The organism is Micromonospora sp. CA-263727 (genome assembly GCF_050942455.1).
Classification (GTDB): Bacteria; Actinomycetota; Actinomycetes; order Mycobacteriales; family Micromonosporaceae; genus Micromonospora.
Map to the genome: position 1 here is coordinate 1,768,511 of NZ_CP192031.1, position 22,143 is coordinate 1,790,653.

A 22,143-nucleotide genomic window follows, 5' to 3' on the forward strand; every position below is an offset into this window, starting at 1 on the left:
GCCGAGTCGTTCTGCCCATCGCCACCGGACAAGTCAACACCATCGCCGGCGCGGTTGTACGGCGGTGGCGTCGGTGCGCCGCTCGGGCCCTCCTCCGGCCGGCGCGTTACGCTCTGCGCAGCCACCGGCGCGTCCGCACCGGTGGCGTGCCGGCATGCTGTGCCGGCGAGCAGCGGAGGGGTCCGGAGATGACGCAGCGTGGCCGTGCCACCAGAACGACGGGGCGTCCCCGTGGCGGCCCGGCTCCGCGAGGCGGCCAGGTTTCCCGTGGTGACCTCACCGCCCGCCGGGAGCGGCTGCGCGCGGTGATCGCGCCGGTGGTCGAGGGCGCCGGCTACGACCTGGAGGATCTCTCCGTCTCCCGGGCCGGCCGCCGGCACGTGGTACGCGTCATAGTCGACGCCGACGGCGGGATCAACCTGGACGCGGTGGCCGACGTCTCCCGGGCGGTCTCCGCGGCGCTGGACGCGGCCGAGGAGCGCGCCGGTGACATCGTCGCCGGGGAGTACCAGCTGGAGGTCAGCTCCCCGGGCGTGGACCGCCCGCTGACCCTGCCCCGGCACTGGCGGCGCAACGTCGGCCGGCTGGTCCGGGTGACCGTCCGGGGCGCGGCGGCCGAGCCGGGCGGGCGACCGGCGGGCGACCGGCAGCTCACCGGGCGGGTGGTCGCCGCCGACGAGGAGCGCGTGGTGCTGGAGACCGACGAGGACCGCGCCGAGGTGGGCTACGCCGATCTCGGTCCGGGCCGGGTGCAGGTCGAGTTCAGTCGGCTCGACGAACTGCCCGATTCAGAAGACGTCGACGACGATGACTTTGACGATGTGGAGGACGAGGAGAGGTGAACATCGACCTCGCGGCGCTGCGCGCACTTGAGCGCGAGCGGGAGATCCCGTTCGACACGATCCTCGCAGCGATCGAGACCGCGCTGCTGACCGCGTACCGGCACACCGAGGGTGCCCAGGCGCACGCCCGGGTGGAGATCGACCGCAAGACCGGCGTGGCCCTGGTCTACGCCCAGGAGGTGAGCCCCGAGGGCGCCGTGGTGCGGGAGTGGGACGACACTCCGCACGACTTCGGCCGGATCGCCGCCATGACCGCCAAGCAGGTGATCCTCCAGCGACTCCGGGAGGCCACCGACGAGGTGCACTTCGGCGAGTACGTCGGTCGGGACGGCGACCTGGTGACCGGGGTGGTGCAGGCGCACGAGGCACGGGCCGAGAAGGGCATCGTCACCGTCGACCTGGGCAAGCTGGAGGGCGTGCTGCCCCAGTCCGAGCAGGTGCCCGGCGAGCGGTACACCCACGGCGAGCGGATCCGCTGCGTCGTGGTGCACGTGGCCAAGGGAATGCGCGGCCCCCAGATCACGTTGTCCCGCACGCACCCCAACCTGGTGAAGAAGCTCTTCGCCCTGGAGGTGCCGGAGATCGCCGACGGCACGGTCGAGATCAGCGCGATCGCGCGTGAGGCGGGTCACCGTACGAAGATCGCGGTGCGTTCCACCGCACCGGGCGTGAACGCCAAGGGGGCCTGCATCGGCCCGATGGGGCAGCGGGTCCGGGCGGTGATGAGCGAACTGCACGGTGAGAAGATCGACATCATCGACTGGTCGGACGATCCGGCGAGCTTTGTGGGCAACGCGCTCTCGCCGGCCAAGGCGCTCCGGGTCGAGGTGGTCGACCTGGCCAACCGCGCGGCCCGGGTCACCGTCCCGGACTTCCAGCTTTCGCTCGCGATCGGGCGGGAGGGGCAGAATGCCCGGCTTGCTGCCCGGTTGACCGGTTGGCGGATCGACATCCGCTCCGATGCCGAACAGGCGGGTCCGGGCAGCCGGTCCGGGGCTGATCACGTCCGGGAGCCGGGCGGAGCGGTCTCGGGCAGCTAGGGGTAGACTTCCAGCAGTGGTACGACGCGCGCGGCCGGAGCGCACCTGTGTGGGTTGCCGACGGCGTGCGCCGGCCAGTGAACTGCTGCGGATTGTCGCGGTCGGTGACGAGGCTGGGTTCAGCCTCCGACCCGATCCGGCTCGCAGAATGCCGGGTCGGGGAGCGAACATGCACCCGGATCCGGCCTGCTTCGCGCAGGCGGTGCGGCGTCGGGCCTTCGGGCGGGCGCTGCGCGTCGCCGGGGCACCGGATGACGGTGCCCTCGCGGATTACCTGACGCGCCAACCACCACGTCCGGTCACCCGACCGGGCGAGGGTCGCTAGCAAGGTAGGACGACCGACATGAGCACACGATGAAGTCCCAGAAATGACCAGGCTTCAAGTGCACGAGTGAGGTCGCTGCGGGTGCTGCCCGCACGACCTCGGAGTGAGGAGTGCAGTGGCAGGCAAGGCCCGCGTACACGAGCTTGCAAAGGAGCTCGGGGTCGAAAGCAAGACCGTTCTCGCCAAGCTGAAGGAAATGGGCGAGTTCGTGAAGTCCGCGTCGAGCACCGTCGAGGCGCCCGTCGCCCGACGGCTGCGTAACGCATTCGTCGCCTCCGGCGGGGCCGGTGCCCCGTCGGCTGCGCTGCCGGCTGCGCCGGCTCCGGCGGCGCCACCGACCCCGACGCCGACTCCGGGCGAGCCCCGGATCGCCGCCAAGCCGACGCCGCCCCGGCGTCCGGCCGCGGTGCCCGGTCCGAAGCCGAAGGCTCCGGTGCCCGGTCCGCCGCCGTCGGCGGCTCCGGTCGCCAAGCCGGCGAGTGCCCACGACATCGAGGTGGCCGCCGCCGAGGCGCGTGCCGCAGCGCTGAAGGCCGAGCAGGAGGCCGCGGTCAAGGCCGCGCAGGCCGCCCGCCAGCAGCAGCGCGAGAACGTCCGCCGGGAGCCGCCGGCCGAGGGTGGGGCCCGCTCGGGTCCCCGACCTGGCCCCGGCACCATGCCGCCCCGCCCGGGTTCCCCGGCCGCGGGTCGGCCCGGTGGACCCAACCCGGGTCCGGGTGGCCGGCAGGGTCGCCCGCCGGCGCGTGGCGCCGGTAACAACCCGTTCGGCATCCAGGGCAGCCAGCAGCAGCGGCCGCCGGCCGCCGGTGCCGGGGGTCCCCGGCCGAGCCCGGCGTCGATGCCGCCGCGGCCCAGCCCCGCCTCGATGCCGCCGCGGCCCAGCCCGGCGTCGATGCCGAGCCAGCGTCCCGGTCGCCCGGGTGGCGGCCCGGGTGCCGGTCGTCCCGGTGGGGGCGCCGGCCGTCCGGGTGGCGGCGGTGGCGGCGGCGGTGGCTACCGCGGCGGTCCCGGTGGTGGCGGCGGTGGCGGTGGCTACCGCGGCGGTCCCGGTGGCGGTGCCGGCGGTGGCGGTGGCGGCTACCGGGGCGGTCCCGGTGGCGGCGGCGGTGCCGGCGGTGGCTTCCGTCCGGGCGCGCCGGCCGGTGGCGGCGGGCGTCCGGGTGGCGGTGGCCGTGGCCGTGGCGGCGGCGCCGCGGGCGCCTTCGGGCGTCCGGGTGGCAAGCCGACCCGGGGCCGCAAGTCCAAGAAGCAGCGCAGACAGGAGTTCGACAACCTGTCGGCCCCGACCATGAGCTCGGGTGCTCCCCGGGGTCAGGGGCAGACGGTCCGGCTCTCCCGTGGCGCCTCGCTGTCGGACTTCGCCGACAAGATCAACGCCAACCCGGGTTCGCTGGTCCAGGAGATGTTCAACCTGGGCGAGATGGTCACCGCGACCCAGTCCTGCTCCGACGACACCCTGCTGCTGCTGGGTGAGCACCTCGGCTTCAACGTGCAGATCGTCAGCCCGGAGGACGAGGACCGCGAGCTGCTCGCGCAGTTCAACATCGACCTCGACGCCGAGGTCGCGGAGGAGCGTCTGGTCAGCCGGGCGCCGGTGGTGACCGTCATGGGTCACGTCGACCACGGTAAGACCAAGCTGCTCGACGCGATCCGCAAGGCGAACGTGGTGGCGGGCGAGGCCGGCGGCATCACCCAGCACATCGGCGCCTACCAGGTCCACGTTCCGCACGAGGGCGAGGACCGCGCGGTGACCTTCATCGACACCCCGGGTCACGAGGCGTTCACCGCCATGCGTGCCCGTGGTGCCCAGGTGACGGACATCGTGATCCTGGTGGTGGCGGCCGACGACGGCGTGATGCCGCAGACCATCGAGGCGCTCAACCACGCCAAGGCGGCGGACGTGCCGATCGTGGTCGCGGTCAACAAGGTCGACAAGCCGGAGGCCAACCCGGACAAGGTCCGCCAGCAGCTGACCGAGTACGGCCTGGTCGCCGAGGAGTACGGCGGCGACACCATGTTCGTCAACGTGGCCGCGAAGCCGGGCATCGGCATCGAGGACCTCCTCGAAGCGGTGCTGCTCACCGCCGACGCGTCGTTGCAGCTGACCGCTCCGATCGACGGGCCGGCGCAGGGTGTGGCCATCGAGGCGCACCTGGACAAGGGTCGCGGCGCGGTGGCGACGGTGCTGGTGCAGAAGGGCACCCTGCGGGCGGGCGACTCGATCGTCGCCGGCGGGGCGCACGGCCGGGTCCGGGCGATGCTCGACGAGAACGGCAACCAGGTCTCCGAGGCCGGTCCGGCGCGTCCGGTCATGGTCCTCGGCCTGACCGCGGTGCCGGGCGCGGGCGACACCTTCCTCGCCGCGGCGGACGACCGCACGGTGCGGCAGATCGCCGAGCAGCGGCAGGCGCGGCGGCGGGCGGCGGCGTTCGCCAACTCCCGTGGCCGGGCCACCCTTGAGACGCTCATGGAGCAGCTCAAGGAGGGCGAGAAGACGTCGCTCAACCTCATCCTCAAGGGCGATGTCTCCGGTTCCGTGGAGGCCCTGGAGGACGCGCTGTTCAACCTCGACATTCCCGAGGAGGTCCAGCTCAAGGTCCTCGACCGGGGCGTCGGCGCGATCACCGAGAGCAACGTCATGCTCGCGAGCGCCTCGTCCGAGCCGGTCACGATCATCGGCTTCAACGTGCGGGCCTCCAACAAGGTCCGCGAGATGGCCGACCGCGAGGGCGTGGAGATCCGGTACTACACCGTCATCTACCAGGCCATCGAGGAGATCGAGGCGGCGCTCAAGGGCCTGCTCAAGCCGGAGTACGAGGAGGTCGAGCTCGGCACCGCGGAGATCCGCGACGTGTTCCGCTCGTCCAAGATCGGCAACATCTCCGGCTGCATCGTCCGGTCGGGCGTCATCCGGCGCAACGCCAAGGCGCGCCTGCTGCGCGACGGCACGGTGGTGGCGGACAACCTCACCATCAGCTCGCTCAAGCGGTTCAAGGACGACGCGACGGAGGTCCGGGAGGGCTTCGAGTGCGGTCTGACTCTGGGTGGTTACAACAACGTCCAGGTCGGCGACGTGATCGAGACCTTCGAGATGCGGGAGAAGGTTCGCGCCTGATCCTGCGGTGACGCACTGGTCAAGGGGTTTACGCCGACCGGCGTAAACCCCTTGATCATGTGGGGTGGGGTGCGGGTAGTGTCCGCAGCGATGTACACCGCAACCGCAGTATTCGACCTGCTGATGCCGGGCGACTCCCGGTCGCTGAAGGCCAAGAGATCATACGTACGGCCGATCGTGGCGGCGCTGCGCCGCTTCGAGGTGTCGGCCGCCGAGGTGGGTGCGCTCGACCTGCACGGGCGAACGGAGATAGGAGTGGCGGTGGTGGCCGCCGAGGCGGCGCACGCCCGCGAGGTGCTCGACTCGTGCGAACGCCTGGTGGCCGGCCGTCCGGAGGTCGAGCTGCTGTCGGTGCGCCGTCGGCTGCACGGCGAGGACGACTGACCGGGGTGGGGCGCCACCGGCCGCCCCGCGCGGCGGCCCGCGTGGCGCAGGTAGGGTTCGAGGTGTTGGGGCCGGTCCGGGCCCCGGTGACGTCGGTGTCGCCGGTCCCGGGCGGTAGCGGGACGCCGTGGAGGTGGCGGAGATGACGGATCCGGCCAAGGTACGCCGGCACGCGGAGCGGGTGCGGGAACTGGTCGCTTCGGTGGTGCGAAGCCAGATCAAGGATCCACGGCTCGGCATGATCACGATCACGGACGCCCGGATAACCGCCGACCTGCGCGACGCCACGGTCTTCTACACCGTGCTCGGCGACGCGGCGGCCCAGGCGGGCACCGCCGCCGCGCTCGACAGCGCCAAGGGCATGCTGCGCAGCACGGTCGGCAAGGCGCTCGGGCTGCGCCACTCGCCGACCCTGACCTTCGTCCTGGACGACGTGCAGGATCAGGTCAAGCACATCGACGACCTGCTCGCGGCGGCCCGCAACGCCGACGCCGAGGTGCAGCGCATCGCCGCCAAGGCCGAGTACGCCGGCGACGCCCAGCCGTACCGGATCGAGGAGGACGCGGAGCCCGAGGAGGGCGAGGCCGACGAGGCCCGGGGCGGGGAACGGCGGTGACCGCCCACTCCGGTGGGGCCCTGTCCGAGAAGGCCCCGGCCGCCGCGCTGGCTTCGGCCGGGGTCGTTGGCCAGCCGGCGCAGGCCGGCGCAGGCCTGTCGGCCCCGACCGGCCCGTCCGAGGCCGACTGGGCCGCCGCGGTGGCCGCCGTGCGTCAGCTGCCGCCCGACGGCCGGGTGCTGCTGATCTGCCACGTCAACCCGGACGGCGACGCGCTCGGCAGCATGCTCGGCTTCGGGCTCGGGCTGCGCCGGCTCGGCGTACGCCGGATGCAGGCGACCTTCCCCGGCCCGCCGGAGGTGCCCGAACCCTTCCGTGGCCTGCCCGGCCTGGAGCTGCTGGTGCCGGCGGCCGATGCCGACCCGCAGCCGGACCTGGTCATCTGCTTCGACGCGGCCAGCGATTCGCGGCTCGGCGACCTGGCCGACCGGCTGACCCGCGCCGGGACGGCGCTGGTGCTCGACCACCACGCCTCCAACGCCGGCTTCGGCGACGTCAACCTGGTCGACCCGGCCGCGGCGGCGACCTCGGTGGTCGCGGAGGAACTGCTGGCCCGGCTCGGCGTGCCGCTGGACGCCGGCATCGCCGAGTGCCTGTACGTGGCGTTGAGCACCGACACCGGCTCGTTCCGGTTCGACGCGACGACCCCGGCGGTGCACGAGATGGCGGCCCGCCTGCTGGCCACCGGGATCCGCCCGGGGGAGATCTCCCGGCGGGTCTTCGACAGTCGCCCGTTCGGCGCGGTGCGGCTCTTCGGCGAGGTGCTCGGTCGGGCCCGGCTGGAGCCGGCCGCGGCCGGCGGGCACGGCCTGGTCTGGACCTACGCGACCCTGGACGACCTGGCCCGGCACGAGCAGCGGCCGTACGTGCTGGAGGCCCTGATCGACCCGGTCCGGTGCACCGCCGAGGCCGACGTGAGCTGTGTGGTCAAGCAGACCGGGCCGGACGAGTGGGCGGTCTCCCTGCGCAGCAAGGGTGCCATGGATGTCAGCCGGGTGGCCGTCGCGCTGGGCGGCGGCGGGCACCGGCTGGCCGCCGGGTTCACCAGCCGTGGCACGGTCGACGAGGTGGTCGACCGGATCCGGGCCGAGCTGGCCGTTCCGGCGGCGGGCGGCGTCGACCCGCAGGGGTGATTTCAGGGTCGGCTCCGGGGAGTGTTGACGTTTCGGCGACCTGGACAGGGCGGGCAGAATCGGATGATGGAGCAGCCCCACGATCTCACCGTCGAGGCCCCTCGCACCTGGGAGCGTCCGGTCGTCTGCGTACCGGTGCTCGTCGCCCTCTCGCTGGTCGGCGGTCGCTTTCCGTCCTTCTCGACGGAGGCGAACCTCTACGTCTTCGGCACCGGCGGGGTGCTGATCTGGCTGGGTCTGACCAAACGGGTGCAGGCCCGTCCGGCGCCGCAGCGGTTGGGCTCGGGTGCGGTCTGGTGGGCGCTGCCGGTGGTGGTCTTCGGGGTCTTCGAGGGGGCCACCTTCATCGCGGCGGCCGGTGACGATTTTCCCACCTTCTCGCTGCTGGCCGACCCGCTGTTGGAGGACCGCCTGGTCCGCTCCGCCGGCTGGCTGGTGTGGCTGTCGGCGTTCTGGGGGTTGGTGCGGCGATGATGCGGTCGCTGGCGATCGGTGGCTTCCTGGTCGGGTTGGCGCTGTTCGGTCTGGTCGAGTGGCTGGCCCGGCGGGAGGGTTCGCGGATACCGACCCTCGGCGAGGTCTGTGCCTACGTGATGCGGTACGAGGTGGGCCCGGTCCCGGTGGGCCGGATCGGGTTGTTCGGCTTCTGGTGGTGGGTCGGCTGGCACTTCCTGGCCCGGTGATGGGAGCCCGACGTGTCCAAATGGCGGGAACAGCGCGCACCATGTGGACCTGAACGATAACTTGGGAAACGGCCGGCGCTGCGTTCTGGCGCAGGCCAGGGGCGGCGGAGCCATACCCGGCGCCGCTTCCCTCCAGGGTCGACCGACCCGGGCCAGCACGTCGCCCACCCACCGCTGCGGTGACCCCGGAGCAGGTGCCGGGCGCCTCGTAACAACGCCCGTGACGCCCCGTCGCGCCTGACGGCGCGCGCCCTGGAAGGGGTCCTTCATGCCCGCCAAGCCCAAGCCCGAGACCACCGACGAGGCCCGCGAGCAGGCCCGCCGCGCCCTGCAGACCTCCATGGACACCCGTCAGTGACCGTGCCCGACCGGCGGTGACGCCGAGCCGTCCCGCGCGTACGGCGTCACCGCCGGCCAGGTCGCCCGCTGTCGTCGGCCTCCCCACCCGCCCGGCAGCGCCCGGCGGTAAGTAGCGCACCAGCTTGCTCCCCTTACTATTCGCGTGTCACCATCGGCGGCGATGAGCCAGCCCATCGTCAGCACCGACCGGGTCGCCTCGCCGCGCCGGATCGCCGCGCTCGCCCTGCCGGCCCTCGTGGTCCTGGCCGCCGAGCCGCTCTACGTCCTCGTCGACACCGCGGTCGTCGGCCATCTGGGCCGGGTCCCGTTGGCCGCGGTGGCGGTCGGCGGCACCGTGATGACCCTGACCGCCTGGTTGGGCACCGTGGTCGCCTACGGCACGACCGGCCGGGCGGCCCGCCGCTTCGGCGCCGGCGACCGGGCCGCCGCGGTGGCCGAGGGCGTGCAGGCGTCCTGGCTGGCCCTCGGGGTCGGGGTGCTGGTCCTGGTCGGCATGCAGTTCGGCGGTGGCGCACTGGCCGGAGCGCTGGCCGGAGGTGGTGAGGTCGGCGTCGCCGCCGCCGAGTGGCTGCGGGTCGCCGCGTTCGGCGCACCCGGGCTGCTGCTCGCCGCAGCCGGCAACGGCTGGCTGCGTGGCGTGCAGGACACCCGCCGGCCGCTGGCCTTCGTGGTCGGCCCCAATTTGCTCTCCGCGGTGCTCTGCCCGGTGCTGGTCTACCCGGTGGGCATGGGGCTGATCGGCTCGGCGGTGGCGAACGTGATCGCGCAGACCCTCTCCGGGGTACTCTTCGCCGCCGCCCTGGTGGCCGAGCGGGTGGCGCTGCGCCCGCGTCCGCGGGTCATCGGCCAGCAACTGGTGCTCAGCCGCGACCTGCTCATCCGGGGGGTGGCCTTCCAGGCCAGCTTCCTCTCCGCGACGGCGGTCGCCGCGCGGTTCGGTGCCGCCGCGGTCGGTGCCCACCAGATCGCCGTGCAGCTCTGGTTCTTCGCGGCGCTGGTACTCGACGCGCTGGCCATCGCCGCGCAGGCGCTGGTCGGGGCCGCGCTCGGTGCCGCTGACGAGGCGGGGGCCCGCGCGCTGGCCCGGCGGATCGGCCGGCTCGGCGCGGCCTGTGGCACGGCGTTCGCCCTGCTGGCGGCGGCCGGCGCCGGCGTCGTGCCGGGCTGGTTCAGCTCCGACCCGGCGGTACGCGAGCAGGCGCTGGTGGCCTGGCCCTGGTTCGTCGCGATGCTGCCCCTGGCCGGGGTGGTGTTCGCGCTCGACGGCGTGCTGATCGGCGCGGGTGACATCCGTTACCTGCGCAACCTGACGGTGGTCGGCGTGCTGGGTGGATTCCTGCCGGCGATCTGGCTCGCCTACGCCTTCGACCTCGGCCTCGGCGGCATCTGGGCCGGCCTGATGCTGTTCGTCGTGATCCGCCTGGTGGCCCTGCTGCTGCGGCTGCGTACCGGCGCCTGGGCGGTGACCGGCGCGGTGCGGACCGAGCCTCGCGCCGGCGTCACCGCCTGATCATGCCTGGCTGTAGAGGCCGTAGGCGAACATCACCATGGCCAGGATCACCACGAAGGAGATCAGCATGGCACCGATCTTGACGGTGTTCGGGAAGCGTTGGTAGAGGCGCTGCCGCTGCTGCCAGGCCCACCAGCGACGGCGCAGCCAACCGGCGCCGGGCAGGGCGGCGAGGCCGCCGGCCACCCGGTCGCCCAGGGTGCGCCGCGCCGGAGGCGGGTCGAGCATCCAGTCGGGCAACGCGGGTCGCGGGTCGGGCGTGTGGAGGCGTACCGGCTCCATCGGCGGTCGGGCGCCCGAGGGTTGGCCGCTGGTCGTCATCTCGTTCTCCCCGTGGTTCGCGAGCAGGGCGTCCATCGACGCCGACGAGCCCATCGTGGCAGGGTGCCGCCACGACACATCCCGTTTTTCCGGCCGCACGTCCGGTGCCCGGTCGCCCGGACGGGTCTGGCAGGCTTGCACGTCGTGAGCGGAGACGGTCTGATCGTGGTGGACAAACCGGGCGGCATGACGTCGCACGACGTGGTGGCGCGGGTTCGCCGGCTCGCGCGTACCCGGCGGGTGGGTCACGGCGGCACGCTCGACCCGATGGCCACCGGGGTGCTGGTGATCGGCGTGGGCCGGGCCACCCGGCTGCTGACCTACGTGATCGGCGCGGGCAAGAGCTACACCGCCACGCTCCGGCTCGGCCAGGCCACCGTCACCGACGACGCGGAGGGCGACGTGATCACCACCACGCCCGCCGGCACGCTCACCGACGAGGCGATCCGGGCGGCGCTGGCCGCGCTCACCGGGGAGATCGACCAGGTGCCCAGCGCGGTCAGCGCCATCAAGGTCGATGGGCAGCGGGCGTACAAGCGGGTGCGTGAGGGGGAGAGCGTCGAGCTGCCGGCCCGGCGGGTCACCGTGTCCCGGCTGGACGTGCTGGCGATCCGGCGCGAGCAGCCGGACGTGGTCGACGTCGACGTCGAGGTGGCCTGCTCGACCGGCACGTACATCCGGGCCATCGCCCGGGACGCGGGCCTGGCGCTGCGGGTCGGCGGGCACCTGACCGCGCTGCGGCGGAGCGCGGTGGGGGGTTTCACCCTGGCCGAGGCCGCCACCCTCGACGAACTGGAGCGGCGCGCGCCCGACCTGGTCGACCTGCCGCTCGCCGCCGCCGCCGAGCGGTTCTTCCCGCGCCGCGACGCCACGGCCGACGAGGCGCGGGTGCTCTCCCACGGCGGCCCGCTGGAGGCGGTCGGCCGGACCGGGCCGTACGCGGTCTTCGATCCGGCCGGTGGGCTGATCGCTATCGTCAGCGAGCGGGCCGGCCGGGCCCGTGCGGAGATCGTGCTCGCCCCGGCCTGAGCAGCCAGGGCATCTGACCCGGGTCCGCCGGCGGCCGGCGGGAGAAAGCGGAGGAGCAGCATGCAGCGGTGGCGGGGGTACGACGCGGCGCCCGGCGGCTGGGGGCGGTCCGTCGTCACCATCGGCGTCTTCGACGGCGTGCACAAGGGGCACCAGGCGACGATCGGGCACGCCGTGGCCCGCGCCCGCGAACTGGGTGTCCAGTCGGTGGTGGTCACCTTCGACCCGCACCCGGCCGAGGTGGTCCGGCCCGGCACCCACCCTGCGGTGCTCACCGAGCCGGCCCGCAAGGCGGAGCTGATCGAGGCGCTCGGGGTGGACGTGCTCTGCGTGGTGCCGTTCACCCCCGAGTTCTCCCGGCTGCCCGCCGAGGCGTTCGTGCACGACGTGCTGGTGGAGCACCTGCACGCCGCGCTCGTGGTGGTGGGGGACAACTTCCGGTTCGGGCACCGGGCGGCCGGGGACGTGGCGCTGCTGGAGCGGCTCGGCCGCACGTTCGGCTTCGCCGTGGAGGGCGCGCCGCTGGTGGCCGGGGCCGGCACGGTCTTCTCCTCGACCTACATCCGCTCCTGCGTGGACGCCGGTGACGTCGGTGCGGCGGCCGCCGCGCTGGGTCGCCCGCACCGGCTGGAGGGCGTGGTGGTCCGGGGCGACCAGCGCGGCCGTGAGCTGGGCTTCCCGACCGCGAACCTGCTCTGCCACCGGTACGCCGCGGTGCCCGCGGACGGCATCTACGCCGCCTGGCTGGTCCGCCGGGGGCAGCGCAAGCCGCTCGCCGCGGCGGTGTCGATCGGCACGAACCCGACCTTCTCCGGCCGGGAACGGCGGGTCGAGGCGTACGTCCTCGACTTCGACGCCGACCTGTACGGCGAGCGGCTCGTCCTGGACTTCGTGGCGCACCTGCGCGGGCAGATCCGGTTCGACTCGATCGAACCGTTGGTGGCGCAGATCACCGAGGACGTGGCGCAGACCCGCCGGGCGCTCTCCTGACGGGCCTCATCCGGATGATCCGGATGAGGTGATACCGTGGTCAGGACGTCGGCTGACCGACGTGGGGCCTCGCATGCCTGCTCGACGCCGCGGGTGCGAGGACCGTCCGTCACCGGTGCCCTAGCCCGGCCCGACGGACAGCATCGAATCAACCCACTGGAACAGGGAGAACATGGCGCTCGACCAGCAGGCCAAGGCCAAGATCCGCGAGGAGTACGCGACCGTCGAGGGCGACACCGGTTCGCCCGAGGTGCAGGTCGCGGTCCTCACCAAGCGGATCGCCGAGCTCACCGAGCATCTGAAGGTGCACAAGCACGACCACCACAGCCGCCGTGGGCTGCTGCTGCTGGTCGGCCGCCGCCGTCGGCTGCTCAACTACGTCCAGAAGAAGGACATCAACCGCTACCGGTCGCTCATCGAGCGACTCGGTCTGCGCCGGTGACGTGACGGGGGAGCGGCCCAGCGGGCCGCTCCCCCGTTCGGCGTCCCACCCGAGACACGGGCCGCGACACCCAGACAGGGAGCCGTCGGCGTACCGGTCTCCGGTAGTGGCCTCCGGGCACCGCGGCAGCTCGCCGTCGGTTCCGGGCGCTTCGATCGAAGACCGGCCGTCCGTACAGCTCCCGCGTCGTGGCCCCCCGATGCGAAGGAGCATTGCCGCACTATGACCGAGACCAAACTCGGCACCGAATCCCGCACCGCCGTGATCGACAACGGGTCGTTCGGCACCCGTGAGATCACCTTCTCCACCGGTCGGCTGGCCCGGCAGGCCGCCGGCTCCGTCACCGCCCAGCTCGGCGAGACGGTCGTCCTCTCCGCCACCACCGCCGGCAAGCAGCCGAAGGAGCAGTTCGACTTCTTCCCGCTGACCGTCGACGTCGAGGAGCGGATGTACGCCGCGGGCCGCATCCCCGGCTCGTTCTTCCGCCGCGAGGGCCGGCCCAGCGAGGACGCCATCCTCACCTGCCGGCTGATCGACCGGCCGCTGCGCCCGTCGTTCGTCAAGGGCCTGCGCAACGAGGTCCAGGTCGTCGAGACCATCCTCGCGCTCGACCCGCAGCACCCGTACGACGTGGTGGCGATCAACGCCGCCTCGATGTCGACCAAGCTCTCCGGCCTGCCGTTCTCCGGCCCGATCGGGGCCACCCGGATGGCGCACGTCGACGGCCAGTGGGTCGCCTTCCCGACCTACGAGGAGCTGAGCCGGGCCACCTTCGACATGGTGGTGGCCGGCCGCGCCCTGCCCGACGGCGACGTCGCGATCATGATGGTCGAGGCGGAGGCCACCGAGCACACCGTGAGCCTGGTCGCCGGTGGCGCCACCGCGCCGACCGAGGAGGTCGTGGCCAGCGGCCTGGAGGCCGCCAAGCCGGCCATCCGTGAGCTGTGCCGGGCGCAGAGCGAGCTGGCCGAGGTGGCCGCCAAGCCGGTCGCCGACTTCCCGGTCTTCCTGGACTACCAGGACGACGCCTACGACGCGGTCGCCGAGCTGGCCCGCGCCGACGTCGCCGAGGCTCTCCAGATCGCCGGCAAGGCGGTCCGCGAGGAGGCCCTGGACGCGGTGAAGGCCCGCGTGCAGGAGGAGCTCGGCCCGCGCTTCGAGGGCCGGGAGAAGGAGCTCTCCGCCGCCTTCCGCTCGCTGACCAAGTCCGAGGTGCGCGGCCGGGTGCTGCGCGAGCAGGTCCGCATCGACGGCCGTGGCCCGCGCGACATCCGCCCGCTGAGCGCCGAGGTCGGCGTGCTGCCCCGGGTGCACGGCTCGGCGCTGTTCGAGCGCGGCGAGACCCAGATCCTCGGCGTCACCACGCTCAACATGCTCCGCATGGAGCAGGCGCTGGACACCCTCTCCCCGGAGAAGTCCAAGCGCTACATGCACAACTACAACTTCCCGCCGTACTCCACCGGTGAGACCGGCCGGGTCGGCTCGCCGAAGCGCCGCGAGATCGGGCACGGCGCGCTCGCCGAGCGGGCGCTGATCCCGGTGCTGCCCTCGCGCGAGGAGTTCCCGTACGCCATCCGGCAGGTCTCCGAGGCGCTCGGCTCCAACGGCTCCACCTCGATGGGCTCGGTCTGCGCCTCGACGCTGGGCCTGCTCTCCGCCGGTGTGCCGCTGAAGGCGCCGGTGGCCGGCATCGCCATGGGCCTCATCTCCGACGAGGTCGACGGCAAGACCCAGTACGTGACGCTGACCGACATCCTCGGCGCCGAGGACGCCTTCGGCGACATGGACTTCAAGGTCGCCGGCACCCGGGACTTCGTCACGGCGTTGCAGCTCGACACCAAGCTCGACGGCATCCCGTCGGACGTGCTGGCCGCCGCGCTCCAGCAGGCCCACGAGGCCCGGCAGACCATCCTCGACGTGATGCAGCGGGCGATCGAGACGCCGGCCGAGATGTCCGACTACGCGCCGAGGGTCACCACGGTGAAGATCCCGGTCGACAAGATCGGCATGGTGATCGGCCCGAAGGGCCAGACCATCAACGCCATCCAGGACGAGACCGGCGCCGAGATCTCCATCGAGGACGACGGCACCATCTACGTCGGCGCCACCAACGGCCCGTCGGCGCAGGCCGCGGTCGAGCGGATCAACGCGATCGCCAACCCGACCCTGCCCAAGGTCGGCGACCGGTTCCTGGGCACCGTGGTCAAGACCGCGCCGTTCGGCGCGTTCGTCTCGCTGCTGCCGGGCCGCGACGGCCTGCTGCACATCTCCAAGGTGGGCGACGGCAAGCGGGTCGAGAAGGTCGAGGACTTCCTCAACGTCGGCGACCGGGTCGAGGTCGAGATCGCGGACATCGACCAGCGCGGCAAGATCTACCTCGACAAGGTCCGCCCGGAGGGCGCCGAAGCGCCCGCCGCCGGTGAGGCCGCCGACGGCGAGCGGCCGGCCGGCCGGGACCGGGGCGACCGGGGCCCGCGTGACCGGGGTGACCGCGAGCGCGGTGGCGACCGGGGCAGCCGGGGCCCGGAGCGTGGCGAGGGCGACGGCGACGGCGACTCCCGTCCGCGGCGCCGCACCCGGCACAGCTGATCCTCGATCAGCCGTACTGATCCGCTGACCGGCCGGGCGACATCGTCGCCCGGCCGGTTCGTGACCCACCACCCCTTCGTGTCACCCTCGTCGAACTGGAAGCAGGTTCCCGTGAGTCGGACCCGGCGCTCGTCCTTTCCCGCGGAGCGACGGGGTGCGACGCCGCCCGGTGCGGCCCGGCGGGCCAGCGCGACCGCCGGCGCGGTGACCAGGACGCTGAGCGACGACCCGCTGGGCGGCACGGTGCGCCGCACCGTGCTCCCCAACGGGCTGCGGGTGCTGACCGAGGCGATCCCGACGATGCGCAGCGTCTCGTTCGGCATCTGGGTGGCGGTCGGCTCGCGGGACGAGACCGGCCCGCAGGCCGGCGCCGCCCACTTCCTGGAGCACCTGCTCTTCAAGGGCACCCACAAGCGGGGCGCGCTGGAGATCTCCTCGGCGATCGAGGCGGTCGGCGGGGAGACCAACGCCTTCACCACGAAGGAGTACACCTGCTACTACGCCCGGGTGCTCGACGAGGACCTGCCGCTGGCCATCGACGTGATGTGCGACCTGATCGCCGACTCGGTGCTGGAACCGGCCGACGTGGAGACCGAGCGGGGCGTGATCCTCGAAGAGATCGCCATGCACGAGGACGAGCCGGGCGACGAGGTGCACGACCTGTTCACCCGGGCCGTCTACGGTGACCACCCGCTGGGCCGGCTGATCTCGGGCACCGCGGAGACGGTCACCCCGATGACGCGCCAGCAGATCCACGGCTTCTACCGGAGCCGCTACGTGGCGCCGGAGATCGTCGTCGCCGCCGCCGGCAACCTCGACCACGCGGAGGTGGTCCGGCTGGTCCGCGCGGCGCTGCGGGGCACCCCGCTGGACACCGACCCCGCCACCTCCGCGCCGCACCGGCCGGCCACCCCGGCGGTACGCACCCGGGCCGCCGCCACACTGGTGGAGGCGAAGGAGACCGAGCAGGCGCACGTCGTCCTCGGCTGCCCCGGCATCGACCGGCTGGATGAGCGCCGGTTCGCCCTCGGCGTGCTCAACAACGTGCTCGGCGGCGGCATGTCGAGCCGACTCTTCCAGGAGATCCGTGAGCGCCGAGGCCTGGCCTACTCGGTCTACTCCTACGCCAGCCAGTACGCCGACAGCGGCCTGTTCGGCGTCTACGCCGGCTGCGCACCGAGCCGGGTCCAGGAGGTGCTGGAGTTGACCCGGGCCGAGCTGGCGCGTACCGCCGTGCACGGCATCACCGAGGCCGAACTGGCCCGGGGCAAGGGGATGAGCAAGGGCTCGTTCGTGCTCGGGCTGGAGGACACCGGCTCGCGGATGAGCCGGCTGGGCAAGGGCGAACTGCTCTACGGCGACCTGATGCCGGTCGACGAACTGCTCGACCGGGTCGACGCGATCACCCTGGACGACGTCAACACCCTCGCCGCCGACCTGCTCTCCCGACCGATGTCGCTGGCCGTGGTCGGCCCGTTCGACGAGTCGGACTTCACCGCCTGACAACCCGCCCGACCCGATTGGGATAGGTTGTGCCGCGTGACTGACGAGCAGCAGAAGGGCACGGCCGGTCCGATCCGGGTCGGCGTGTTGGGTGCCCGTGGCCGGATGGGCGCCGAGGTGTGCAGGGCCGTCGAGGGGGCCCCCGACATGACACTGGCGGCGGCGGTCGACCAGGGCGACTCGTTGACCGACGTCGCGGCGGCCGGCGCGCAGGTGGTGGTCGACTTCACCACCCCGGATGCCGTCATGGAGAACCTGAGCTGGTGCGTCGACCAGGGCATCCACGCGGTGGTCGGCACCACCGGCTTCACCGGGCAACGCCTCGACCAGGTGGGCGGCTGGCTCGCCGGCCGGCCCGGGCTGGGTGTGGTGATCGCCCCGAACTTCGGCATCGGCGCGGTACTGATGATGCAGTTCGCCGCCCGCGCGGCCCGGCACTTCGAGTCGGTCGAGATCATCGAGCAGCACCACCCGGGTAAGCTCGACGCGCCCAGCGGCACCGCCACCCACACCGCCCGGCTGATCGCCGCGGCCCGCGCCGAGGCCGGGCTGGGCGCGGTGCCGGACGCCACGAAGGACGAGGTTGCCGGTGCCCGGGGCGCCGACATCGACGGGGTGCGCGTGCACGCGGTCCGGGCCGCCGGTCTGGTCGCCCACCAGGAGGTGCTCTTCGGCACCACCGGCGAGACGCTGACCATCCGGCACGACTCGTACGACCGGGTCTCGTTCATGCCCGGCGTGCTGCTCGCGGTCCGCGCGGTGCGCAACCGTCCCGGCCTGACCATCGGCCTGGACGCTTTGCTCGACTGAGCGACGGTCTCCGCCCGGCCGGGGCCGCGCTCAGCGCGCCCCGGCGCCGGTCAGCTCGCCTCGGCCGGGTCGGTGGGCAAGGACACGTGCAGGCGTAGCTGGGGGACCAGCATGTCGTCCACGTCCAGCGCGCGTCCCGCGCCGTCGGGCGCCCAGCCGGCCGCACCGAGGAACTTCCGGGATGCCTGGTCGCCCTCGAACACCCAGCCGACCGCCCGGGTGAAGCCGGACTCCCGCCACAGGTCGACGCTGGCGGCGAGCAGCCGGCTGCCGTGCCCGCGCCGGCCCCAGCGCGGCTCGACCAGCAGGTCGGTCACCGCGACCACCTCCGGGCCGAGGGCGTCGGCCGGCTCGTTCGGGGCGAGCGCCTCGGCGTCGACCGGGCCGGAGGCGGCAAACCCCACCAGATACGATTGCTCGGCCTGCTCGACGGCGACCAGCACCCGATGGGTGTCGCCGGGTGGTTGGCGCACCGCGGCGTCCCAGCGTTGGGCGAGCCACGCCTCGTCGAGCTCCTCCAGCACGTGCCGGGGCAGCAGCCGCCGGTAGGCGGCCCGCCAGGTCGCGAGCTGGACACGTGCGATCTCGCCGGCGTCCTCCGGACGCGCCGGGCGGACAAACCCGAGAGCCATGGGACGACAGCCTACGCAGGGTGAGGGAGGCGACGTTGGCGCAGGGTGCCAGGCGGACGATCGGGCAGGTCGTCGCCGTGGTCGTGCTCGCCGTGGCGGTGGCCGCGTTCCTGTCCGTGGCGGCGGCCCGGCACGGCTTCTTCGACCTGCACGTCTATCGGGGCGCGCTGGTCTGGTGGGTACACGACGGCGGGGAGATCTACGACTACCTCAAGCCCGGCACCCAGTACGGCTTCACCTATCCACCGTTCGCCGCCCTGGTGATGCTGCCGATGGCGTACCTGCCCTGGCACGCGGCGATCGCGGTCAGCGTGGCGGCCGGCGCGGTGACCAGCGCGGTGCTGATCTGGTGGCTGCTGGACCCGGTGTCGCGGCGGGCCGGCTGGACCCGCTGGTTCGCCTTCGCGGTGGCGCTCTGCCTGGCCGCCGCCTTCGAGCCGATGCGCGAGACCATCAACTTCGGCCAGGTCAACACGCTGCTGCTGTTCCTGGTCGCGGTGGACCTGCTCCGGCTGCTGCCGCGCGGCAGCCGGTGGGCCGGCGTGGGCATCGGCCTGGCCACCGCGATCAAACTCACCCCGGGCATCTTCCTCGTCTACCTGCTGGTGACCCGGCGCTGGCGGGCGGCGGCCACCGCGACGGGCACCGCGGCCGGGGCGACGGTGCTCGCCGCCGCGCTCTTCCCGGACGCCTCGCGGGAGTTCTGGACCTCCGCGCTGTGGAACACCGGCCGCGTCGGTGAGCTGGCCTTCGTCTCCAACCAGTCGCTGCGCGGCGTGGTGGCCCGGCTGGACCCGCAGAGCCCCAGCACGCTGGCCTGGCTGGGGCTGGTGGCCGCGACGCTGGCGCTCTGGGTGTGGCGGTCCCGCGCCGCCGCGTCGGCCGGCGACGAGGCCGCCGGCCTGGCGCTGACCGGCGCGGTGATGTGCCTGATCAGCCCGGTCACCTGGGTGCACCACCTGGTCTGGCTGCTGCCGGGGTTGCTGCTGCTGGTGGAGAGCGCGATGGCCGCGCCGTCCGGCAGCCGCCGACGACGCCTCCTGCTGGTCGCCGCGATCGTCGGGTACGCCTTCCTGACCAGCCGGATCGTCTGGGCGTGGGAGCGGGATTTCAGCGGCGTCGACGGTTTCCTGTTCAGCAACACCTACGTCTGGATAAGCCTGGCGCTGCTGGCGTTCCTGCCGCTGCGGCACCGTGCGGCGGCCACGGAGTGGGCCGGGTCAGCCGTCGAGCCGGCCGGTGTAGCGCAGCTCGACCAGCCCGATCGGCGGTCGTCCGCCGGAGAGCGGCACCGGGTAGGTCGACCGCTCACCGTCCGGTGACAGCCCGGCCCGCTGGTAGAAGCGGCGGGCCCGGTGGTTCTCCGCCAGCACCCACACCCGGTACTCCGTCCAGCCCCGCTCGACCAGGCCGGCGCGGGCCGCCGCCAGCAGGGCCGGCGCGGTGCCGTCGCCCCAGTGTTCGGGCACCACGTACAGCGCCACCATCTCGCCGTAGGCCGGGTCGAGGTCGCCGCGGTCCTGGTTGTTGCGGTATGGGCCGAACGTGGTGAACCCGGCGAGCCCGCCGTCGACCTCGGCCAGCAACGTGGTGAACGGGTGGTCGGGTTCGGCCGTGCCGAGATCGCGGCGGCGCTGTGCCCAGGCCACCGGGTTGAGTCGCCGGAGCACCTCCGCCGGCATGATCCCGGCGTACCCGGCCTGCCAGCCGCGGATGTGCACCCGGGCGATCGCCTCGGCGTCGGCGGGCTCCTCACGGCGGATGGTGGGCATAGCTGTAGTTCTAGGCGGCCACCGGCGGCAGGTCCAGCGTCCGCACCGGGGCGCCGGTGTCGTACCGCTGGCGTAGCCTGCCTGCGATGGTCGTACCGGAATCGCTCTCGCTCGCCCAGGCCCGCCGCGTCGCGCTGGCCGCCCAGGGCTTCGCCGACCCCGCGCCCACCGGGGCGCCCACCCGCCGGCACCTGCGCCGGGTGCTCGACCGGGTCGGGCTGATCCAGATGGATTCGGTCAACGTGCTGCAACGGGCGCACTACCTGCCGCTCTACAGCCGGCTCGGGCCCTACCCGACCACGCTGCTCGACTCGGCCGCCTACCGCCGCCCCCGCGATCTCTTCGAATACTGGGGCCACGAGGCGTCGCTGGTGCCGGTCGGCCTGCATTCGGCGCTGCGCTGGCGGATGGCGCGGGCGCACTCCGACGCCTGGGGCGGCATGCGCCGCATCGCCCAGGAGCAGCCCAAGCTGGTCGCCTGGGTGCGCGACGAGGTGGCCGCCAATGGCCCGCTGACGGTGGCCGAGATCGAGCACGACGCGCCCCGGCAGACCGGCAACTGGGGGTGGAACTGGTCGGACGTGAAGCGGGCGCTGGAATATCTCTTCTGGGCTGGCGAGGTCTCCGCGGCCGAGCGCACCACCTCCTTCGCCCGCCGCTACGACCTGCCCGAGCGGGTGCTGCCGGCCGAGGCGCTGGAGGCGCCCACCCCGACCGACGCCGAGGCGTACCGCACCCTGGTCGGCATCGCCGCGCGGTCGCTCGGGGTGGCCGCGGAGGTGGAGCTGCGCGACTACTTCCGGCTGCCGGTGGCCGGGGCCCGGCAGGCCATCGCCGAGCTGGTCGAGGCGGGGGAGTTGCGGCCGGTCGCCGTGCAGGGCTGGCGGCAGCCGGCCTGGTTGCACGCGCAGGCCCGGCTGCCCCGCTGGGTCCGCGGCAACACGCTGGTCAGCCCCTTCGACCCGCTGGTCTGGGAACGCGGCCGCACCGAGCGACTCTTCGACTTCAGCTACCGGATCGAGATCTACGTCCCGGCGCCGCAGCGGGTGTACGGCTACTACGTGCTGCCGTTCCGGCAGGGTGAGCGCTTCACCGCCCGGGTCGACCTGAAGGCCGACCGCAGGAGCGGGGTGCTGCTGGTGCCGGCCGCCTGGGCCGAGCCGGGCGTCGACCCGGGGGAGACCGCCGTGGCGCTCGCCGCCGAGCTGTACCGGCTGGCCGGCTGGCTCGGCCTGGACGCGGTGGCGCCGCCGGCCGCCGGCGACCTCGCGACCCCGCTGGCCGCCGCCCTGGTGGGCGTGGCCGGTGTACGGTGAGCGTCGTGACGAGCGTTGACCGACCGGGCGCCCAGCCCGCCCCGCCAGCCGGGAATCCGGCGGCACCGGCCGCTCCGACGCCTCCGACGCCCGAGGGCTGGCCGGCGGAGCAGTCCGCTGCCTATCCGGCGGGCTATCCGGTTGCCGAGCCCGACCGGCTCACCCGGTTCGTCAGCCGGCTCCACGCGCGCACGCCACGCTGGGTGGTGCCGCTGGCCGCGCTCGGCTGCGTCGGCGCCGGCATCGGCTACGCGTTGCTCAGCGACCCCACCCGCTCGGCGCCGGACGCCCTGCCGTCCTGCCTGCTCAAGTTGACCACCGGGCTCGACTGCCCGGGCTGCGGCGGCACCCGCGCCCTCTGGTACGTGCTGCACGCCGACCTGCCGGCCGCGGCCCGGCACCACTTCCTCTTCGTCTTCGCCCTGCCCTTCCTGGCGTACTTCTTCGTCGCCTGGGCCGGCAAGCAGGCGTTCGGCTGGCGGCTCCCCGAGCTGCGGATCGGCCCGAAGCTGGTCGGCGGCTTCCTGGCCGCCTGGCTCGCCTTCTCGGTGCTCCGCAACCTCCCCTGGCCCCCCTTCACCGCCCTCTACGTCTAACCCCCCCCACCCCCCCCCGGGGGGGCCGGCGGCGCAACTTCAGGGTTGTTGCTGCCTCGGTCCGGCCTGAGGCAGCAACAACCCGGAAGTTGCTGCCCTGAAGATCTTCCGGGGTGGGGGCGAGGCTGGTTTGGG

21 protein-coding genes and 1 pseudogene are annotated in these 22,143 nt (G+C 73.4%); 19 read left to right on the forward strand and 3 right to left on the reverse strand.

Going from position 1 to position 22,143, the window contains the following annotated elements:
- Positions 1-188 precede the first annotated feature (188 nt).
- From rimP to ACQPYA_RS08135, 10 genes and pseudogenes are all read left to right on the forward strand, one after another.
- A complete protein-coding gene (gene rimP / locus ACQPYA_RS08090; RefSeq protein ID WP_433532010.1) occupies positions 189-842 on the forward strand; it encodes a ribosome maturation factor RimP in 654 nt (217 codons plus the stop codon).
- Positions 839-1,882 carry a transcription termination factor NusA gene (gene nusA / locus ACQPYA_RS08095; RefSeq protein ID WP_433532011.1) on the forward strand — a complete coding sequence of 348 codons (1,044 nt, stop codon included), beginning with the start codon at positions 839-841 and terminating at the stop codon, positions 1,880-1,882. Before rimP ends, nusA begins: the two co-directional genes overlap by 4 nt.
- A gap of 16 nt (positions 1,883-1,898) precedes the next feature.
- Positions 1,899-2,229: pseudogene (locus tag ACQPYA_RS08100) on the forward strand (YlxR family protein).
- Between the two features lie 93 nt (positions 2,230-2,322).
- The gene (gene infB / locus ACQPYA_RS08105; protein ID WP_433532012.1) at positions 2,323-5,322 is read left to right on the forward strand and encodes a translation initiation factor IF-2; all 3,000 of its coding nucleotides are present in this window, start codon (positions 2,323-2,325) and stop codon (positions 5,320-5,322) included.
- Positions 5,323-5,412: 90 nt separating this feature from the next.
- Positions 5,413-5,706 carry a DUF503 domain-containing protein gene (locus ACQPYA_RS08110; RefSeq protein WP_433533418.1) on the forward strand — a complete coding sequence of 98 codons (294 nt, stop codon included), beginning with the start codon at positions 5,413-5,415 and terminating at the stop codon, positions 5,704-5,706.
- Between the two features lie 142 nt (positions 5,707-5,848).
- The gene (gene rbfA / locus ACQPYA_RS08115) at positions 5,849-6,322 is read left to right on the forward strand and encodes a 30S ribosome-binding factor RbfA (protein WP_433532013.1); all 474 of its coding nucleotides are present in this window, start codon (positions 5,849-5,851) and stop codon (positions 6,320-6,322) included.
- A gap of 95 nt (positions 6,323-6,417) precedes the next feature.
- A complete protein-coding gene (locus ACQPYA_RS08120; protein ID WP_433533419.1) occupies positions 6,418-7,455 on the forward strand; it encodes a DHH family phosphoesterase in 1,038 nt (345 codons plus the stop codon).
- Positions 7,456-7,521: 66 nt separating this feature from the next.
- Positions 7,522-7,929 (forward strand): hypothetical protein, encoded by a 408-nt coding sequence (locus ACQPYA_RS08125; protein ID WP_433533420.1) that lies wholly within the window; start codon positions 7,522-7,524, stop codon positions 7,927-7,929.
- The gene (locus tag ACQPYA_RS08130) at positions 7,929-8,138 is read left to right on the forward strand and encodes a DUF6186 family protein (RefSeq protein WP_433533421.1); all 210 of its coding nucleotides are present in this window, start codon (positions 7,929-7,931) and stop codon (positions 8,136-8,138) included. Before ACQPYA_RS08125 ends, ACQPYA_RS08130 begins: the two co-directional genes overlap by 1 nt.
- A 520-nt stretch (positions 8,139-8,658) precedes the next feature.
- A complete protein-coding gene (locus tag ACQPYA_RS08135) occupies positions 8,659-10,008 on the forward strand; it encodes an MATE family efflux transporter (protein ID WP_433532014.1) in 1,350 nt (449 codons plus the stop codon).
- Here ACQPYA_RS08135 and ACQPYA_RS08140 read toward each other — a convergent pair whose 3' ends face one another.
- A complete protein-coding gene (locus ACQPYA_RS08140) occupies positions 10,009-10,290 on the reverse strand; it encodes a hypothetical protein (protein WP_433533422.1) in 282 nt (93 codons plus the stop codon). It lies immediately after the preceding gene.
- 183 nt (positions 10,291-10,473) lie between these two features.
- On the opposite strand from ACQPYA_RS08140, the gene truB reads away from it, so the two are divergent.
- The 6 genes from truB (at position 10,474) to dapB (ending at position 17,692) form a co-directional block, all read left to right on the forward strand.
- On the forward strand, positions 10,474-11,358 hold the full coding sequence (gene truB, locus ACQPYA_RS08145) for a tRNA pseudouridine(55) synthase TruB (RefSeq protein ID WP_433532015.1): 885 nt from the start codon (positions 10,474-10,476) through the stop codon (positions 11,356-11,358).
- A gap of 60 nt (positions 11,359-11,418) precedes the next feature.
- A complete protein-coding gene (locus tag ACQPYA_RS08150) occupies positions 11,419-12,348 on the forward strand; it encodes a bifunctional riboflavin kinase/FAD synthetase (protein WP_433532016.1) in 930 nt (309 codons plus the stop codon).
- 172 nt (positions 12,349-12,520) lie between these two features.
- Complete coding sequence (gene rpsO, locus ACQPYA_RS08155) at positions 12,521-12,790, forward strand: 30S ribosomal protein S15 (protein WP_111213887.1); 270 nt, start codon at positions 12,521-12,523, stop codon at positions 12,788-12,790.
- A 222-nt stretch (positions 12,791-13,012) separates the two neighbouring features.
- On the forward strand, positions 13,013-15,379 hold the full coding sequence (locus tag ACQPYA_RS08160; RefSeq protein WP_433532017.1) for a polyribonucleotide nucleotidyltransferase: 2,367 nt from the start codon (positions 13,013-13,015) through the stop codon (positions 15,377-15,379).
- A gap of 111 nt (positions 15,380-15,490) precedes the next feature.
- Positions 15,491-16,882 (forward strand): M16 family metallopeptidase, encoded by a 1,392-nt coding sequence (locus ACQPYA_RS08165; RefSeq protein WP_433532018.1) that lies wholly within the window; start codon positions 15,491-15,493, stop codon positions 16,880-16,882.
- Between the two features lie 36 nt (positions 16,883-16,918).
- On the forward strand, positions 16,919-17,692 hold the full coding sequence (dapB, locus tag ACQPYA_RS08170) for a 4-hydroxy-tetrahydrodipicolinate reductase (RefSeq protein WP_433532019.1): 774 nt from the start codon (positions 16,919-16,921) through the stop codon (positions 17,690-17,692).
- Positions 17,693-17,742: 50 nt separating this feature from the next.
- Here the strand turns inward: dapB and ACQPYA_RS08175 are convergent, their stop codons facing one another.
- Entirely contained in the window at positions 17,743-18,324 is a 582-nt protein-coding gene (locus tag ACQPYA_RS08175; RefSeq protein ID WP_433532020.1) for an N-acetyltransferase family protein, read from the reverse strand.
- Positions 18,325-18,359: 35 nt separating this feature from the next.
- On the opposite strand from ACQPYA_RS08175, the gene ACQPYA_RS08180 reads away from it, so the two are divergent.
- Entirely contained in the window at positions 18,360-19,646 is a 1,287-nt protein-coding gene (locus tag ACQPYA_RS08180; protein ID WP_433533423.1) for a glycosyltransferase family 87 protein, read from the forward strand.
- Here the strand turns inward: ACQPYA_RS08180 and ACQPYA_RS08185 are convergent.
- A complete protein-coding gene (locus tag ACQPYA_RS08185; RefSeq protein WP_433532021.1) occupies positions 19,545-20,096 on the reverse strand; it encodes an N-acetyltransferase family protein in 552 nt (183 codons plus the stop codon). The two genes, ACQPYA_RS08180 and ACQPYA_RS08185, sit on opposite strands and share 102 nt — an antisense overlap.
- Before the next feature lie 86 nt (positions 20,097-20,182).
- Here ACQPYA_RS08185 and ACQPYA_RS08190 point away from each other — a divergent pair, with 86 nt between their 5' ends.
- Positions 20,183-21,412: a winged helix-turn-helix domain-containing protein gene (locus ACQPYA_RS08190; protein WP_433532022.1), complete on the forward strand. Its 1,230-nt coding sequence runs from the start codon at positions 20,183-20,185 to the stop codon at positions 21,410-21,412.
- Positions 21,409-22,008 (forward strand): DUF2752 domain-containing protein, encoded by a 600-nt coding sequence (locus ACQPYA_RS08195; protein ID WP_433532023.1) that lies wholly within the window; start codon positions 21,409-21,411, stop codon positions 22,006-22,008. Before ACQPYA_RS08190 ends, ACQPYA_RS08195 begins: the two co-directional genes overlap by 4 nt.
- Positions 22,009-22,143 lie beyond the last annotated feature (135 nt).